Annotated in this window: 16 protein-coding genes; 6 read left to right on the forward strand and 10 right to left on the reverse strand. The window is 63.6% G+C overall.

The genetic code is table 11. The features are described 5' to 3' along the window. Positions 1-494: 494 nt before the first annotated feature. The 4 genes from HV765_RS01975 to HV765_RS01990 all read right to left on the reverse strand — a co-directional run bounded on the left by HV765_RS01975 (position 495) and on the right by HV765_RS01990 (position 4,162). The gene (locus HV765_RS01975; RefSeq protein ID WP_054427670.1) at positions 495-1,496 is read right to left on the reverse strand and encodes a Bug family tripartite tricarboxylate transporter substrate binding protein; all 1,002 of its coding nucleotides are present in this window, start codon (positions 1,494-1,496) and stop codon (positions 495-497) included. An 85-nt stretch (positions 1,497-1,581) separates the two neighbouring features. After that, on the reverse strand, positions 1,582-2,346 hold the full coding sequence (locus tag HV765_RS01980; protein ID WP_175168593.1) for an SDR family oxidoreductase: 765 nt from the start codon (positions 2,344-2,346) through the stop codon (positions 1,582-1,584). Between the two features lie 150 nt (positions 2,347-2,496). Further along, a complete protein-coding gene (locus tag HV765_RS01985) occupies positions 2,497-3,192 on the reverse strand; it encodes a fumarylacetoacetate hydrolase family protein (protein ID WP_175168594.1) in 696 nt (231 codons plus the stop codon). Between the two features lie 16 nt (positions 3,193-3,208). Next, complete coding sequence (locus tag HV765_RS01990) at positions 3,209-4,162, reverse strand: 2-hydroxyacid dehydrogenase (protein ID WP_175168595.1); 954 nt, start codon at positions 4,160-4,162, stop codon at positions 3,209-3,211. 129 nt (positions 4,163-4,291) lie between these two features. Here HV765_RS01990 and HV765_RS01995 point away from each other — a divergent pair, with 129 nt between their 5' ends. Beyond that, entirely contained in the window at positions 4,292-5,434 is a 1,143-nt protein-coding gene (locus HV765_RS01995) for a citrate/2-methylcitrate synthase (RefSeq protein WP_175169463.1), read from the forward strand. 133 nt (positions 5,435-5,567) lie between these two features. On the opposite strand, the gene HV765_RS02000 is transcribed toward HV765_RS01995, so the two are convergent. The 4 genes from HV765_RS02000 to HV765_RS02015 all read right to left on the reverse strand — a co-directional run bounded on the left by HV765_RS02000 (position 5,568) and on the right by HV765_RS02015 (position 9,868). Then, positions 5,568-6,089 carry a hypothetical protein gene (locus HV765_RS02000; RefSeq protein WP_175168596.1) on the reverse strand — a complete coding sequence of 174 codons (522 nt, stop codon included), beginning with the start codon at positions 6,087-6,089 and terminating at the stop codon, positions 5,568-5,570. Between the two features lie 55 nt (positions 6,090-6,144). Then, positions 6,145-7,323 carry a hypothetical protein gene (locus tag HV765_RS02005; protein ID WP_175168597.1) on the reverse strand — a complete coding sequence of 393 codons (1,179 nt, stop codon included), beginning with the start codon at positions 7,321-7,323 and terminating at the stop codon, positions 6,145-6,147. Positions 7,324-7,465: 142 nt separating this feature from the next. After that, positions 7,466-8,350 (reverse strand): hypothetical protein, encoded by an 885-nt coding sequence (locus tag HV765_RS02010; protein ID WP_082387296.1) that lies wholly within the window; start codon positions 8,348-8,350, stop codon positions 7,466-7,468. 219 nt (positions 8,351-8,569) lie between these two features. After that, positions 8,570-9,868 carry an MFS transporter gene (locus tag HV765_RS02015; protein ID WP_245636494.1) on the reverse strand — a complete coding sequence of 433 codons (1,299 nt, stop codon included), beginning with the start codon at positions 9,866-9,868 and terminating at the stop codon, positions 8,570-8,572. A 338-nt stretch (positions 9,869-10,206) separates the two neighbouring features. On the opposite strand from HV765_RS02015, the gene HV765_RS02020 reads away from it, so the two are divergent. The 3 genes from HV765_RS02020 (at position 10,207) to HV765_RS02030 (ending at position 11,553) form a co-directional block, all read left to right on the forward strand. Then, complete coding sequence (locus HV765_RS02020; protein ID WP_054427648.1) at positions 10,207-10,440, forward strand: hypothetical protein; 234 nt, start codon at positions 10,207-10,209, stop codon at positions 10,438-10,440. 89 nt (positions 10,441-10,529) lie between these two features. Then, on the forward strand, positions 10,530-11,069 hold the full coding sequence (locus tag HV765_RS02025; RefSeq protein WP_175169464.1) for a sugar O-acetyltransferase: 540 nt from the start codon (positions 10,530-10,532) through the stop codon (positions 11,067-11,069). A gap of 118 nt (positions 11,070-11,187) precedes the next feature. Further along, positions 11,188-11,553: a response regulator gene (locus tag HV765_RS02030; RefSeq protein WP_245636493.1), complete on the forward strand. Its 366-nt coding sequence runs from the start codon at positions 11,188-11,190 to the stop codon at positions 11,551-11,553. Positions 11,554-11,593: 40 nt separating this feature from the next. On the opposite strand, the gene HV765_RS02035 is transcribed toward HV765_RS02030, so the two are convergent. Further along, on the reverse strand, positions 11,594-12,331 hold the full coding sequence (locus HV765_RS02035; RefSeq protein ID WP_175168598.1) for a hypothetical protein: 738 nt from the start codon (positions 12,329-12,331) through the stop codon (positions 11,594-11,596). Positions 12,332-12,553: 222 nt separating this feature from the next. On the opposite strand from HV765_RS02035, the gene HV765_RS02040 reads away from it, so the two are divergent. Continuing rightward, positions 12,554-14,062: a pentapeptide repeat-containing protein gene (locus HV765_RS02040; protein ID WP_175168599.1), complete on the forward strand. Its 1,509-nt coding sequence runs from the start codon at positions 12,554-12,556 to the stop codon at positions 14,060-14,062. A gap of 67 nt (positions 14,063-14,129) precedes the next feature. Here the strand turns inward: HV765_RS02040 and HV765_RS02045 are convergent, their stop codons facing one another. Then, positions 14,130-14,696: a hypothetical protein gene (locus HV765_RS02045; RefSeq protein ID WP_054427638.1), complete on the reverse strand. Its 567-nt coding sequence runs from the start codon at positions 14,694-14,696 to the stop codon at positions 14,130-14,132. 330 nt (positions 14,697-15,026) lie between these two features. Here HV765_RS02045 and HV765_RS02050 point away from each other — a divergent pair, with 330 nt between their 5' ends. Continuing rightward, on the forward strand, positions 15,027-15,860 hold the full coding sequence (locus tag HV765_RS02050; RefSeq protein WP_054427635.1) for a DUF4189 domain-containing protein: 834 nt from the start codon (positions 15,027-15,029) through the stop codon (positions 15,858-15,860). Position 15,861 lies beyond the last annotated feature (1 nt).

Raw genomic sequence — 15,861 nt, forward strand, 5'->3', positions numbered from 1 at the left:
GGACTGCTGGTCAATGGCGCGGGGGGGCGTTCGCCGCTCGCGCGATACGTGGGCATTCAGGGGTGGGGCAGGAAGCGCGGTGTGCGCGGCAGAGGCGCAGCGGGGGCAAGAAAGCCCGGCGAGGGAACAGAGACATGGTGTTGCCGGCGAGCCAGGCAATGCCTGGTCTGCGGCCAATCAACCTGCAAACGCTGCGTCACGTGCCCTCCAAACTTCCGACTTCAAAAACGGAATGCCGATCAATGATCTAGGGTTACCACGAATTGCTAGTCATGCTGGGATTGAATTAACGCTTGCGAAACGAAGGGCGGGAGTTGTCCCTGGTTAATGTTCGCGAAAATCAGGATACATAACCTTTTTCTGATTTTCTATGTTTTCCCTTTCTCACAACACATTTTTTGTGGCCCGCATGTACGTTGTTGGCGGGCCAGGCGTCCCTGTGCTTGCCGTTCCCTGATGGCCGCAGCGCACAGGGAACGGCTACGCAGACGACGTCACTCGGGCTGAATACCCGCTTCCTTCACGACCTTGCCCCACTTGGTCAAATCAGCCTGAATCACTGCCGCGTACTGCTGCGGTGTGCCGCCCTGGACCTCGATCCCGGCGGCTTCCAGTTTTGCGCGCACGGCGGGTTGCTTCAGCGCCGCGTTGATTTCGGTATTGAGCTTGTTGATGATCTCTTTCGGCGTGCCGGCAGGCGCCAGGAAGCCGCCATTGGTGTTGGCGTCGTAGCCGGCCAGCCCTTGCTCTTGCGCGGTCGGCACATCAGGCAGCGCCTGGGCGCGCTTGGCGGTGGAGATCGCCACGGCGCGGACGTTGCCGGCCTTGACCTGTTCCTGCATGGCGCTCAGCGTGTCGATGTACAGCACGGTGCGGCCGGCCAGCAGATCGGGGTGAGCCGCTGATGAGCCCTTGTAGGGAATCATCAGCATCGGCGCGCCGCTGACCATGCGGAACATTTCGGCGGCCATCTCCTGCGCGCTGCCACGGCCCGACGTCGCCACCTTGGCCTCGTCGGGGTTCGCCTTCATCCAGCTGACGAGCTCGGGCAAGGTCTTGGCGGGCACCTTCGGGTACACCGCAAACACCAGCGGAATTTCGTGGGTGTAGACGATGGGTTCGAAACTCTTTTGCGGGTCCCAGCCCAGGTTTTTGAATAGATACTTATTGATGTTGTGGCTGCCGCCCACAATGCCGATGGTGTAGCCGTCGGGCTTGGCGTTGGCCAGCAGCGCGGTGCCCAGGTTGTTGGATGCGCCGGGCCGGTTGTCCACAATGACCGGTTGCCCGAGCGACTGCGACAGTTTCTCGCCGACCACGCGGGCGATGATGTCGATGCCGCCGCCCGGCGGCGCGGGGACGATGATGCTGATGGGGCGCGTGGGGTAGCTCTGCGCGCTGGCCTGCGTGGGCGTGATGGCCACGGCGGCCAGCGACAGGGCCAGGGTTTTAGGTAGGGCCTTGGCAAGAACCTTGGCCAGTGTGGTGATCTGCATGCTTGTCTCCTTCGGGGGTGATGGTCAACTTCAGTCAACTCTGGGTTTGCAGTGCGCTGTGTGCTTGCGGTGCTTGTGTGCCGCGCTAACCGCGCCCGGTAAAGGGCATGGCGCTTGCCATGATGGTCATGGTCAACACGTTGGCGTCCAGCGGCAGGGCGGCCATGTGGCGCACCGCATTGGCGACGTGCGTGGCGTCCATCATGGGTTCCGGCGCTGTCGTGCCGTTGGCTTGCAAGACGCCGCGCGTCATGCGTTCTGACAGCTCGGTCAACGCGTTACCGATGTCGATCTGGCTGGCCACGATGTTGAAGGCGCGGCCGTCCAGCGATAGCGCTTTGGTCAGCCCGGTGACGGCGTGCTTGCTGGCGGTATAGGGCGCAGTGTAGGGGCGCGGCGTATGCGCCGAGATCGAGCCGTTGTTGATGATGCGGCCGCCCTGCGGTGTCTGCCGGCGCATCAGCCCGAAGGCGGCGCGCGCGCACAGAAATACGCCGGTCACATTGGTGTTGATGACGCTGAACCACTTGTCCAGCGGCAGCTCGTCCATCGGCACGGCGGGCGCGTTGACGCCGGCGTTGTTGAACAGCAGATCCAGCCGGCCAAAGCGTTGTTCGATGGTGTCGAACAGCGCTTGCACACTGGCCGGGTCGGTGACGTCGGCAGGCACCGCCACCGCAGTCTGGCCGCGCGCGGTGGCGTCGGCGGCCAGCGTGTGCAAGGGGTCGGCACGCCGGCCCGCCAGCACGACGGTCCAGCCGTCGTTCAGCAGACCCAGCGCGGTAACGCGGCCGACGCCGCTGCCAGCGCCGGTGACCAGGGCAATTTTTTGGGACGAGCTTGCGTTCAAGGGTGAACTCCTGATGTCAGAAAACGAAGGGAAGACTAGGGGCGTGATGGCTGTTGGGGCCGGCCTGTTGGGCGGCCTGTTGGGGCCGCTCGTGGGGGCAGCTTGTTGGGGTAGCTCGTTGGGGCAGCTCGTTGGGGTAGCTCTTGGGCATTACGCGGCGCATGGGGCGACAGTCATGGACAGCTCGCCAATGCCGGCAATACCGGCGGTGATGACATCACCTGGCACGAGCGGCCCCACGCCCGCAGGCGTGCCGGTGTAGATCAGGTCGCCCGGCATCAGCGCCACTGAACGAGACAGCATCGCCACCAGCGCCGGCACCGGCCACAACAGTTGGGACAGGTCCGTGCGCTGACGCTCAACGCCATTCACCGCCAGCCACATCGCACCGTGCGTGAGGCGGCCGGCGCGGCTGACGGGAAGGATGGGCGTACACGGTGCTGAATAATCAAACGCCTTGGCGGGTTCCCACGGGCCGCCCGCAAGCTTGGCCTGTTGCTGCAAGTCGCGCCGCGTCAGGTCAAGACCCGTGGCGTAGCCCCAGATGTGATCCGCTTGCGCCTGTTCGGGTGTCAGGTTCCGGCCGCCTTGGCCGATGGCGACGACGAGTTCCACCTCATGGCAGAACTCGGCGGTCTCGGGCGGGTAGGGCAGCGGCCCGCTTGCTGGCACGACGGCGCTTGCGGGTTTCATGAACCACGCGGGCATGGCTTGGGGCGCGGGTTCATTGGCATCCCATCGGTAGTTGCGGCCGATGCAGAACACGCGCGCCACGGGAAAACGCAAAGCGCTGCCCGCCACGGACAACGTGACGGGGGCGGCAGGGGGAAAGACGAAGTCGGACATGGCGGGCGCTTGCGGGTCAGGTGGTCAGGCTCATCGCCGGGCGTTCGCCCGCGAGCGCCTGCGCCACGCTGTCCAGCACCATCTGGCCCATGGCGTGGCGGGTTTCCCACGTGGCGCTGGCGCGGTGTGCTTGCAGCGTTGTGCGGTCGGTGTTGCGCAACGCCTGCGGTACACGTGGTTCGTCAACAAATACATCCAGCCCCGCGCCCGCGATGCGGCCGTCGGCCAGCGCCTGCGTCAGGTCGGCCTCATTGACCAGCCGGCCGCGCGCCACATTCACCAGGAAGCCGCGCGGGCCCAAGGCGTCCAGCACGGCGGCGTTGATGATGCCCTCGGCCTTGTCGGCCGCGGCGCACAACACCAGCGCATCGGAAGCCGCCGCCAGGTCGAGCAACGCAGGCACGAATTCATGCGGCACGTCGTCCATCGCGCGCAGGTCGGTGTAGCGGATCGGGCATCCGAAGGCGGCGGCGCGCACGGCCACGGCGCGGCCGACGCGGCCCATGCCGACAATGCCTACGCGCATGCCGCTGAAGCGGCGCGCAAGCGGAATGGCGCTGGGCTGGGGGTTCAGTTCCCACAGGCCGTCGCGTACAAAACGGTCGCCGGCACACAGGTTGCGGCACGCGGCGATCAGCAAGCCGATGGCCAGATCCGCCACGTCTTCGGTCAGCGCGCCCAGTGTGGCGGTTACGGGCAGGTGGCGGCTGCGGCAATACGCCAGGTCCACCGCATCCGTGCCCACGCCGTTCACGGCCACGACTTTGACGTTGGGCATTTGTTCCAGCATGCCGCGGGATATCCCCGTGTGCCCGCCCGTGATGACGGCGCTGATGGACGCGCCGTGCTCGCGCAGCCAGGCTGGCTGATCGGCAATCTCGAAGAACTTGTGTACCTGGTAAAGCGAGGCCAGCTCGTCATTGATGGCGGGAATCAGGATGGGGTTCAGTTGCAGGACCTGGGGCTTCATAGGGTTCAGCTCAAGTGGGCGGCATGGCGAACATGCGTGCGTGAATGATTGATCCCATCGTATTTAATGATTGATTTGCAAAGCAATATTGATCTATAAAATCAACATATAAACTTGCAACAAGACATCATGGGTTCCTGGATTTCAATGGCCGAGGTGTGCAGCCAATTGGGCGTGCGGCCGCAGACCATCTACGCGTATGTCAGCCGCGGCAAACTGGAAGTGATGCCAGATCCGGCCGACACGCGGCGCAGCCTGTACCGGGCAGAAGATGTGGCGGGCTTGGCCAAGCGCAAGCAGGCCGGGCGCAAGCACGAAACGCTTGCCACCAACACGCTGTTCGGCGCTGAACCCAGCATCCCAACCGCCATTTCGGCCTTCATTCGCCAGCGCCTGGTGTATCGCGGGCAGGATGCGGTGGCCTTCGCGCAGACGGCCAGCCTGGAAGCCGCGGCGCAGTGGTTGTGGAACGCCGAGCACCCGGTTGATTTTTCATCCGCGACGCGTGTGTCGTCACCCGGGCGGGTAGCGGCGTTCACGACGTTGGCGACGCTGGCCGCCACCGGGCATTCCACGCATGGGCGCATGACGCGCGTGCTGCATAGCGAATGCCAGGCGTTGGTCGGGCAGTTGGCCAATGCGTTTGGCGCGCAGCCGGGCAAGCAGCCGTTGCATCTGCGTTTTGCGCAAGGGTGGAAGCAGCCCGCGCACGTGGCTGAGGGGTTGCGCACCGCCATGGTCTTGCTGGTGGACCACGAACTCACCAGTTCCGCCTTTGCGGCGCGCATCGCGGCATCGACGGGCGCGTCATTGCCGGCGTGCCTGCTGTCTGGGCTGACGACGTTGTCAGGCCCGCTGCATGGCGATGCCTCGGGGCGCGTCAAGGCGCTGTTCAATGAAGTGGAACGCTTGGGTGAAGACCAGGTGATTGCGCATTACCTGTCTACCGGCCTGCCGCTGCCGGGGTTTGGGCACCACCTGTACCCCGACGGCGATCCGCGCGCAGCGGCGTTGTTGGCGCAGTTCGAGCCGCCCGACGTCATCGCGCGCTTCATCGAAAAGGCCACGCAGCTGACGGGCCTGCCGCCGAATATTGATGTGGCGCTGGCGGCGCTGGTGGCGCATTACCGCTTGCCGGAAGATGCGGCGTTCGGGCTATTCGCCACCGCGCGCAGCATTGGCTTGCTGGCGCACAGCCTGGAACAACTTAGCGTGGCGCAGGTGATCCGGCCACGAGGAAGATATGTTGGGGTGATGCCGGAAGCGGGCTAACGGCAGCTGCACGGTGCGACGTGGGCAGCGGCACGTTGCGGCGTGGGCAGTAGCACGTTGCGATGTGGGCAGTAGCACGTCGCGACGTGGGCAGCGGCACGGCGCGACGGGGGCAACGCGCCACGATGCCGCGCTAGGTGGGACGCGGCTTGTGAGCCATCCAGGGCCTGCCATGGAACAGCAGGGTGCAGACTGCGGCGGCGGCCAAGCCGGGTGCGGCGCCCGCGCGCAAGGCCTCACCGGCAAATCGCAGGCTGTCGCTGTTGACAATCGCCAAGACCAGCGCAAAGCCGTACACGGCGCCGGCGGCGCAGGCCAGTGCAAACGCGGGCCAGGTAGATTCTGCTGACCATGAAGATGAGGATCGCGCGGGCTTTAGCGCCCCGGCGGTCACGCCGCACATCACTGCCGGTAAACCGCCCACCAGATAGGCCACCTGCAAACCCTCCAGGTCGCGCATCAATTGCGGAATCGACATCGTGAGCGTCACGACGAGCAAGCCGACAGGCGGGCCGATCACGCCGTAAAGCAGCGCGCCCGTGATAAGGGTTCGGGTGATGGACCCAGGCGTGTCATCCGGCCGGCGGTGCAGGCAGCGATAGATGACGGCCGCGGCCGCAAGCAGAACGATAACGCCAACCAGGTAGAGGTTCATGGCGCGATTTTGCCATGATCTTCAAGCCCGGCGGGCGCGCGATTCGCGCGTCAGTTCAGGCGGCGATAGACATCGGTGACGGCCTGGGAAATTCGGGCAGCACGATGTCGCAATGGCCCGGCCGCACCCAACGCACCCGCTCACGCGTGGCGTCAATGCAGCCTCCTTCCGCGTACACGCCTTGCGGGTCGCGGATGCGCGCCATGCGTTCAAGGATGACGGCGGTGGCGTCCGCGTCGGCCAGTGTCTGCTGCACGCGTTCGTGAACGATTTGCTCGTCCATGAACAGCTTGCCGGATGCGTCTTTCTGCAAGCCGTGACGCCAGTGGAAAATCTCCACGCACTTTGACGTCCACGTATAGGGGCTGCCGTGTTCCCAGAAATTATTGAACTGGCCATTGCCCAGATAAAACACCCACGACCCTTCGTAGCCTTCCACATCGGAGGACGCAGCGTCCGGGTTGCGGAACCAGAGCCGGTCACCCGGCACGTAAAAGCGTTGCGGCAACGGCGCGTCCAGCGATCCGTATTCGTGCAGGAAGGCGTCATGAAAACGCCCGGACATGACCGCACGCGTTTCCCATTGGCGCTGCAAACGGCGCGCGAGTTCCGGGTTGGCCTGCTGCAATTCCTGCGCAAGGCCCAGCACCGTCACGTATTCCGTCGCCCGGTAGCAAGAGAACGCATACAACTGGCCCGACGCGTCAGGCTGCGTGGCGCGGCGCAAGCCCTCGATCAGCGAGCGTCCTGGCAGCACGGTAAAGCCGCTGTCTTCGTGATACGTCCAGAAGTCCTCGGGACGCTCGGCGTGTTCCGTGTCAAACGCCAAGGCCGTCTTGCGCGCGGCTTGGACGATATAGCGGCGGATGCGTACCGCCGATTTCAATTCCGCGACATCGGGAAACGTGAAGGCGATGGGGCTGGCCAACATCGCCAGCAGAATCTCGCGGTCGAGATCGCCGTCATCAACGTCGGTCCGCAACCCCAGCCGTTGCGCGATGCCAGTAGTGTCGTAGCCGGGGGCGATGACATCGGCGACGGCCGTACGCAACCAGGCATGCGCGCCCGGTGACGCGCCGGTCAGGCCTGCGCCGGTGGCCGCATCATGCAGCCCGGATTCCGATAGAAATCGGTCCAGGTCTTGCCGCGCGATGTTTGCCTGACGGGAATCTGAAGACTCGATACGAATGCCGCCCACGGGCGGAGGAGTCGTGACCTGCTGAAGAAGCCGCATGGAATTCGAACCGCGAATGCGGTAGAGATGCTATGCGGAAATTGTAGGCAGGCGGCCTTAATTGCACCTGTACGCAAGCTGTATTGCAGCTGTATTGCGGTGGTGTGTGGCGCGTTTCGGCCTCCTGCTTTTGAGCGGTTGCTTATTTGCTGACGTAGGCCTTTTTCGCCGGGTCGAAAACATAAGTCGTGATGTCGGCGGCGCCCAGATGGCGGGTCTTGTTGGGGCCCGAAATCGTCGTGCCCTTGGGCGTGATCTTCAACGCCGGCATATCGGTCTTGCCGTCGGGCATAAACTCCAATTCGCCGGAGCTGCCCGTGCAGGGCATGACTTCCCCATCGGCGCACGCCGCGCTGTTGTCTTCTCCGGTCAACACGCCGCCCACGTACGTCCAGACATGGTCGTTACCGTCGCGCTTGAGGCGGTCCGGATTGAAGACCAGCAAGTCGTAGCCGTCGCTGGTGATGCCGTTGTCAAAGCTGGTGGTTGGCACCGCCAACAGCAGCTTGCCGCCGGGCGTGCGGTGTTCGATCGCTTTGCGTTTGGGGTCCACGTCGGTACCCCGTTCGTACGCGCCGAACGTGCCGATGGTGGGCTCCATGCCACGGAATTTCCATGGCTTGTCGGAGGCCGGGTCCGTCAGCGTGAACGTGACTTCCGTAAGGTTGACCTGCGTGCCGGGGCCGACCTGATCTTCGCCCGGTTTGCCATAGCGATCCGCCGTGTCCCACGCGAAGCCGGTGTAATAGTGCGTGCCTTCGGATTCAAAGGCATGACCGAACCAGTACGTGGCGACGCTGCCGTTCGTGACCTCATACGTGGTCTCGCCCTTGCCGTCCACGTCATAAATGGCGTACATCACCGTGGGCGCATCGGGAGGAGTGACCGCCGCAGCGGCTTCCTTGGAGATGGGGGCGGGCGCAGCGGGGGCAGCAGCGGCCGGCGCCGACAGCGCCGCAAACGCGGCCACAAGCAATCCGGCCAAGGTACTGCGCAGCGTCGGGCTGGCCTTCAGGGTCTGGGTCATGGAGTAGGCGCTTTCCTGTTGATTTTTTTTGGAACGCAAGGGTGCTGGTTTTTATATTGCAGGCTGATTATCTGTCACGCGCCAAGGCGGGTTAAAACGCCGCAAGATGGGGTGCCACGCCGTGCGGAGGCGAGTATAAGGGCGCGTGATTGCCATTGGGCTTCATGATATTTCAGGTATTGCTGGGCGGTTACATATCAGGAAACGCGCGTTGATTTTCTAGTCCCCACCCGGCGCAGGCACCGGATTCGGCGCTGCTGAAAGCACCGGTTCCGCTGCTTCCGCGCCCGGCACGACGTTTGTCAGGTCTTCGGTCATTTCGTGATCCAGCGCGCCTTGCACCAGGTCTTCCGTTACGCGCATCTCGACGCCGGCTGGCGACATTTGCGCGGCGGCGGCGAAGGGGGCCACCGGTGCGGGGGCCGGGCGCTCGCCGCGCCGCCAGATGAAGAAGACCATCAAGCTCAGGTTCAGCACTGCAAAACACCAGAAAAAACCGGCGGCGCCGAACGTCGACATGACGGGTGAAATGGCCAGCGGGCTTAGCGCCGAGCCTAGCGAATTGATCAGCAGCAGCCCCTGAATCATGCGGATCAACGCATCGGCCGGCGCGCGGTCGGCCGCGTGGCTGACGGCCACCGGATAGATGGCGAACACGCCGCCGCCCAATAGAAACAGCAACACGATCAGCAACGGAGAGCCCGCGGGCAGCAGCAGAATCAGCAGGCTCAACACGGTGCAGAACACGGCCAGCGCAATCAGCACCACTTGGCGGTCGCGCAGGTCAGACCAACGGCCCACGGGATACTGCAATACCATCGCGCCCAGAATCACGGCGCTCATCATCTTGCCGACGTCGGCCACGTCCAGGCCGATGCGCTGCAAGTACAGCGGCAGCAAGGTATACACGGCGGCAATCGCCACCCCGGACCCGAAACAGCCCATCACGCCCGTGGGCGTCATGCGGATCAGATGTTGCGGCATTAGCGGTTCAACGCGTTCAACCAGCGGTGAGATGCGCGGAATGATGACCATCGGCATTACCGACAACGAGGCCAGCAGCCCCGCCACCATGAAGGGCGCCATGTCGCCCAGCTGTGTGAGGGCGCCCAGCTGAAGCTGGCCCAGCACGCCCGAGCCGTAAAGCGCAATCATGTACAGCGCCAGCAAGCGCCCGCGCATCTTCGGGTCGCCTGCGAGCAGCAGCCAGCTTTCCACCACCAGAAACACGCCCACGCAGGCCCAGCCATTGATCAGGCGAAGCACGAACCACGCGGTCGGCCCGTAGATCAGGCCTTGCAGCAAGACGGTGACGGCGATCAGCGACGCAAAGCTGCTGTAGGCGCGGATGTGGCCGATGCGCGCAATGAGCCGGTCATTGAAGATGGCGCCCAGCGTCAGGCCGATGAAGTACGACGACGAAATGATCCCGATGACGGTGGCCGATTCGCCAGCGGCGTCCAGACGCAGCGTAGTCAGAGAGGAGATGAACGCGTTGCCGATGCAGACAACGAACAAACCTAGAAGCGGCCCAAGGACTAAGGCCAACAACTGCCGAAACATGAAATTCTCGAAGGCGGGAGGGGGTGATGACGCATCCGGGCACGCCGGAATGAGGCGGGGAGGGGGGAAGCCGGCGGGATTGTAGCGCTGAATACGGAGGGGGCTTTTTTGCGGGCGGCGGGGTGTCAGGAACGAAAGTTGCTGCGTGCGTCGGCCGCGTGGCATCACGGAAGCCGCAAGCCGCAAGCCGCAACCCGCAACCCGCAACCCGCGATACGCGATACGCGATACGCAGGCCGCAATAGGCAAGCCGCGACCCGCCAGCCGAGATACGCATACCCCAGGAGACAACCATGACCGAATCCAAACCCGCACCCGCGCCCAATCCGCCGCCATCACCCCATGTTGATCGCAGCGACACGGGCGGGACGGGCCAGCCCGTAGCCGATGGCCCGCCGCAGGGCGACGTCAATACCGATCCCAATACCAATTCCGGCTATCCGGCGGGCGGCTCCCAAGCGCAAGAAGGCAAGGACGCGTTTGGCCGGCCGACTCCTCCGGACGCGCGCGACAAGCCGGCGTCGTAGCACCCGTTGTTGCCTCCAAGAGCTTGGCGCCCGCCGATAAATAAAGGAATCCGGTGTCTATTCCCGCGCTCACTGGTGAGCTGAAGAAAATGCTCGCAGGCGAACTCTATGACCCCTCGGCCGCCGAGATTCAGCAAGCGCAGGCGGCCACGTTGTCGTGGCTTGCCCGCTATAACGCGAGCCTGTCGCAACCCTTGCCGCAGCGCCGTGAGCTTCTGTGTGAGCGGCTGGGCGCGGTGGGCCAGGGCGCGGTGATCCGGCCGCCGTTCCATTGCGACTACGGTTTCAATATCAGTTTGGGCGCCGACGTTTTTCTGAACTTCAATTGCGTCATTCTGGACGTGATGCCGATTGTTATTGGCGACCGCACGCAAATCGGCCCTGGCGTGCAGATTCTGGCGGCAGACCACCCCCGCGATGCCGCAACGCGCGACGCGGGCTTGGAATATGGCCGGCCCATTCAGATCGGCAAAAGTGTCTGGATCGGGGCAGGGGCGATAATCTTGCCCGGCATCACAGTGGGTGATGGCGCAATCATTGGGGCGGGCAGCGTCGTCACGCGCGACGTGCCAAGGGGCGCAACCGTGGCGGGCAATCCGGCGCGCGCACTTGGCAGTCATGCAAAATAGCGGTTTCGTGCCGATACAAATGCTTTACACCTATACGGCTTGCTTGCCCTACCATCGCGGGTTCTTCAGGCCGGCCAGAACCAGAACACTACTGCCGCCTCACGCGGACTGAATAAGTATGATGAAAATTCTTTTGGTCGATGATCAGCCGATGCTGATCGACATGTTGAGCGAGTTCCTGCGCAGTGAAGGCTACAACGTCACGACGCATACCGATGGGTTGACGGCGTTGCAGCAGATGCTGGATCTGCGCCCCGACCTCGTGATCACCGACTTTTCCATGCCCGGCATGAACGGCGCCGCGTTGCTGACCGCCATGCGCGAAAACGCTTATCTGAGCGACACGCCAGTGCTGGTATTAAGCGGCCGTCCCGAGCATGAAATTGATGCAGCCTGTGAAGGCTACGCGGCGTATCTGTCCAAGCCGGCTGATCCGGCGGAAGTGCTGCGAACCATCTGCCGCGTAACGCGCGCGTCTGCGTAGCGTTGCACCCAACCCGCCATGCGCCCCATCGCGGGGCGGTTTAATCCGCGGAAGGCGCGCCACCCTCATACGGACTCAAGTCCACCCCGGCATCCTGAAACCGCCGCACCACCGCACGCAGCGCTTGCGAGCGTGAGGCGGACGCGGTGGCCGCTTCTATGTGCTGCCGGCATTGCGCCATTTCATCGGGGCAACCGTGGTCAGCGGGCAGCTGACTTGCGTAGAACGCAACATTGATGGCCATCCGCGACACGCTGGCCTCGGTCGGCTTGCCTTCATAGAAGTTGGCCACATCGGCTTTCAGCGCAGCCACCGCCTGGCGCCCGACGACGGCGGCGTCCTGGCAATCCGAGAAGGTGGGGGAGCTATCCACTACGCGCATCTTGCCGCACACGAGCGTCAGGCTTGCTGCCGGCGACATCCCAGGGGGAAGTTCGGCGCGCACCGTTACCGGCTGCGGGGTTGCGAAGGCGGCCATATGCTTGCCGCGTGCATCGCGCTCGATGGACGCGACGGCGCCAGAGACCAGCAGGGCGTTGTCCATTGAGGCCGGGTGGGGGGCGCTGGCGCCGCGGGCGTAGGCCATCGCAACCGCTACGGCCGGCGCTCGGGCCAGCCCCTGGCGGCTTCCGATGACCGTCTCGCCACCTTCAAGAAAGGCGTTGAACTCATCGCGCAAGACGGCCTCGAACACGGCGGTTTCAGTCGGGGTAGGGGAATATGCTGCGCTGCTTAGCGCGGGAAACACTGCGCAGAACAGGGCGATGAAGCGGTTCATGGATACGGCGTGATCATTCAATGAAGGCGCAAGATTAACCCGAGCTTTCTGAGGGGCCGCGATCCGCTTTAGGTCCCGGATGGCAAGGGGTCATTCGAACGGATGAGGACAGGATTACACCCAGACTCATGCTTTTGGGTGACGCGGCGCGCACGAATCCCGTGCTGGCGGGCAGTACTATTTTCGGGCCAGCCGGATTCGCACAGTGCCTGAGAGGGATGCATGAGCGACAGCGACGCCACCCGAAAAAAGCCCCCCGGAACGCCACCCGCCGATCCGCGCAAAGCCGCGCTTGAACTGCGCAAGCTTGAACTCGAGATCAAGGCGCTGACGTTCAAGCAATCACGGCTGGGAAGGCTGACCGAAATCTTGCAGGGCGTGGTGCCGATCCTGGCGATCTTGAGCCTGGTGTGGACGGTGGTTGTCGGGCTGAACCAGCAAGAGGCGCAACGTAAGGACGCGGAAAGTGCGCGATTTGAACGCGCATTCGCCAAGCTGGGCAGCAGCGTGCCCAGCGAACGGGTCACGGGTGTGGCGCAGGCTTCGGCCCTGTTGCATGCGGCGGGGGGCGAGCGCGACAGGGATATTTTGACGGCGCTTGCGAATCAGCTTGCGCTGGACCCGAACCCGGCCGTTCGAAGTGCGATATTGAATGTGTTGTCGAATCTGGATCACACGACGGACGCGGCAACCTTGAATGCCACGTTGAAGAACATCGTGGACTTGCAGCGGGTGATGGTGCAATCGGCAGGAATGACGCCGTTTGAGTTGTCGTCGGCGTTGAAGGATGGCCGGGGCATTTATTTCATTCCGGATCTTTCCAACGCGACTGAGGCCGACCAGCAAACCATCGACGAGACGTTTGTGCGACTGGAAAGCTTGCGTGCGGCGTTGGTGGCGCTGCTGAAGGCGGGCGGGCGCACGCGGCAGATGGACCATATCTATTGCCCCGATTGCGCCTTCGACGTGTTGAAGGTCGACTTCTCCGAGGTGAGTTTTCAGAACGCCATCTTGCCCGGCACGCAGTGGAACCTGGTTCGCCTTGCCCGCAGCAGTTTCAAGGACGCGGTTCTCACCGGCGCCGACTTCACGGGGGCCATGCTGGAGGGCGCGGATTTGAGTGCCGACGAAACCAACACGCACCGGGAGGAGTACATCGCAGCGAACGCGATTCGCTACCTGTCTGGACCTCAGTTGCCCCGGGTGCTGGATGAGTTCATCACGCGTGCGCCGACCTTCATCTGCGCCAACTTGAAGAACGCCAATTTTTCGGGTCGTCTGCTGTTTTCGCGCATTGACGATGACACCACCGACAACGCCAGCGACGGCTTCGTTCGCGATTTTCTCAGGGCGAACATTGCCGGCGCGGATTTCCGGCAGGCGCGCGAGATGGTCATACGCCGTGTTGAAGCGGGCAGGGAGCAAGACCCCTATGTCAGGCTGCATCGGGTGGTGGCCTCGGAGCGCAACCCGAAGGCCTACTACTACACCACGATCGCGTTGACCTACATGGACTTTTTTCAGCGGCGTCGCAACACCGCGCAAGACCGGGAACACGACCTGACGATGGAGGTCGTGGCGCAATCATTCCTTATGGCTGATAACGTCGAAGAAGCGAAGTTCCCGGAAGGAGTTCAAGCCGCGATCAAGGCCCTGCGTGCAAAGCCGAGCTCGTTCAATTTCCCGACGTGCGACGTCTACCTGAAAGACCTGCGCAACGCCCAGCCTTAGGTCGTGCTTTCGCTCATGCCTGCCTTTGCTCATGCCCGCATTCGCTGGCGACTGCGTACGCGTATCCCTACTTCACCACGTAGTTATTCGCCTCGTTTTCCCCGGCCCACTTACGCAGCGCTGCAATGAACTCTGGGCACACGTTGCCGTCGACGCTGGCGTTGGTGATGACGCTGTTTTGCATGCGCATCAGCACCGTGCATTCGTACACGCGCGAACGGTTCTGGTAGTGGCCGGTGGTGTTCGTCTGGAACACCGGTGTCGCGGCTGTGGTGTTGGTGGCGGGGATCATGCCCACGACCTGCTGGCTGGAACCCGTCGTTACCCACTCCGTGTAGGGGGCCGTCTGATAGTCAGACCACTCCAATTCCATCGTGTTGCCGACGGCGCGTTTTTTCGACGGCTCGCCCAACGCGGCAATCGCGTCGTTGATGGAGCGGCCTTCCATGTTCTTGGCCACGTTCACGCTTGGCGAGAATGACAGGCCTGACTTGAAGACATTGCCCAGCGACGGCAGGGTCGAGCTTCCGCCGGTGGGCATCGGGGCGCAGCCGGCAAGCGTTGCCGCAGCGGCAATCAAGCTGGCCGACAGCAACAGGGGCCGGCGATTCAAGGTGTGCGATGGCGACTTCATGGCTTGCGGTCGATGCTCCGTGGCGGGTCTGGCCTTCGCGTTGGCCTTGCCGCAGGGCAAGACATGGGCGTGGCGTAACGCGTTTTGTTTCTCTTCGTGACAGGCGCCGTGCGATGCAAGATGTCTCGGCTGAAGGGGCATACCCCGCAGGCTGACGGCGCGCTTAAGAAAAGTTCGACATTTTTACCGGAAAACGGGGGCAGCATCCCTTTCGCGAGATGTGAAATTTGTTACGTAATATGCCCGCGCGGGCTTTCGCAGGGGGACGGAACCGGCTGGGCTTCTTGCTAAGATCGGTCCCGCTCTCCACTCCACCTTCTACCGACGACGATGATGCCTGCCCGCTTTCTACCCCTGATCCGCGCCGCATTCGCCGCTCTTGCTTTGATGGCTGGCCTGGCGTCTCCCGCCGCGCAAGCCGACGTGATGTACGGCGGCATTGCCACCGATGGCAAGCACGACAAGACTTACTGGGCTTTGCCCGAGACGTCGCAAAAGGACGCGGAAGCCGCCGCCTTGGCCGAGTGCCGCCGCCAGGGCGGCAAGGACTGCAAGAAGCTGTCCTGGTTCTCGGACAGTTGCATGGCCTATGCGCGCAACACCAACCACGATCTGTTCCCGGGCAACAGCGTGTCGCCCGAACTGGCCGCCAAGAAGGCCATGCGCCGCTGCACGGCGGGCAGCCCGGACGGCAAGTGCCGCTTGATGACGATGCCGCAGTGCGCGGGCCCCGGTTATAGCGCCGAAGACATGCAGGCCGCCAAGCGCGCCCGTCCGGCCGACGTGGAAGCGCTGTCCGCCAAGATGAATGACCGCGCCTATTGGGGCGCGGTGATGGAGAACGCTGACGGCGGCCTGATCTACGCTGACGGCTACCCGAAGGAAGACGACGCAGTCGGCGCGCTGAGCAAATGGGAAGACTGCAAGGACTGCCGCAAGGTCCTGACCTATCAGGAAACCTGCGCCGGGATGGCATGGGTGAAGGGCAGCGAAGGCCGGGGCACGCGCTTTACGGCGCTGAACCCCGACCCGGTGTCAGCACGCGAGGAATCGCGCGCGACGTGCACCGCCAAGACCGGCGCGCCGTCGTGCGTGGCCATGGTGCGCTGCTCGGGCCGCGCCTACATCGACGGTTACGCGGGCGAAGACGTCAAACCGAAGTAAT

It is taken from the genome of Achromobacter kerstersii (assembly GCF_902859595.1).
Taxonomy (GTDB): Bacteria; Pseudomonadota; Gammaproteobacteria; order Burkholderiales; family Burkholderiaceae_B; genus Achromobacter; species Achromobacter kerstersii.

What these genes read in the sequence shown, in the direction of transcription:
- HV765_RS01975 (WP_054427670.1), bottom strand. Translation starts at nt 1,496, where the DNA reads ATGCAGATCACCACACTGGCCAAGGTTCTTGCCAAGGCCCTACCTAAA.
- HV765_RS01985 (WP_175168594.1), bottom strand. Translation starts at nt 3,192, where the DNA reads ATGTCCGACTTCGTCTTTCCCCCTGCCGCCCCCGTCACGTTGTCCGTG.
- HV765_RS01990 (WP_175168595.1), bottom strand. Translation starts at nt 4,162, where the DNA reads ATGAAGCCCCAGGTCCTGCAACTGAACCCCATCCTGATTCCCGCCATC.
- HV765_RS01995 (WP_175169463.1), top strand. Translation starts at nt 4,292, where the DNA reads ATGGGTTCCTGGATTTCAATGGCCGAGGTGTGCAGCCAATTGGGCGTG.
- HV765_RS02000 (WP_175168596.1), bottom strand. Translation starts at nt 6,089, where the DNA reads ATGAACCTCTACCTGGTTGGCGTTATCGTTCTGCTTGCGGCCGCGGCC.
- HV765_RS02005 (WP_175168597.1), bottom strand. Translation starts at nt 7,323, where the DNA reads ATGCGGCTTCTTCAGCAGGTCACGACTCCTCCGCCCGTGGGCGGCATT.
- HV765_RS02010 (WP_082387296.1), bottom strand. Translation starts at nt 8,350, where the DNA reads ATGACCCAGACCCTGAAGGCCAGCCCGACGCTGCGCAGTACCTTGGCC.
- HV765_RS02020 (WP_054427648.1), top strand. Translation starts at nt 10,207, where the DNA reads ATGACCGAATCCAAACCCGCACCCGCGCCCAATCCGCCGCCATCACCC.
- HV765_RS02025 (WP_175169464.1), top strand. Translation starts at nt 10,530, where the DNA reads ATGCTCGCAGGCGAACTCTATGACCCCTCGGCCGCCGAGATTCAGCAA.
- HV765_RS02030 (WP_245636493.1), top strand. Translation starts at nt 11,188, where the DNA reads ATGATGAAAATTCTTTTGGTCGATGATCAGCCGATGCTGATCGACATG.
- HV765_RS02035 (WP_175168598.1), bottom strand. Translation starts at nt 12,331, where the DNA reads ATGAACCGCTTCATCGCCCTGTTCTGCGCAGTGTTTCCCGCGCTAAGC.
- HV765_RS02040 (WP_175168599.1), top strand. Translation starts at nt 12,554, where the DNA reads ATGAGCGACAGCGACGCCACCCGAAAAAAGCCCCCCGGAACGCCACCC.
- HV765_RS02045 (WP_054427638.1), bottom strand. Translation starts at nt 14,696, where the DNA reads ATGAAGTCGCCATCGCACACCTTGAATCGCCGGCCCCTGTTGCTGTCG.
- HV765_RS02050 (WP_054427635.1), top strand. Translation starts at nt 15,027, where the DNA reads ATGATGCCTGCCCGCTTTCTACCCCTGATCCGCGCCGCATTCGCCGCT.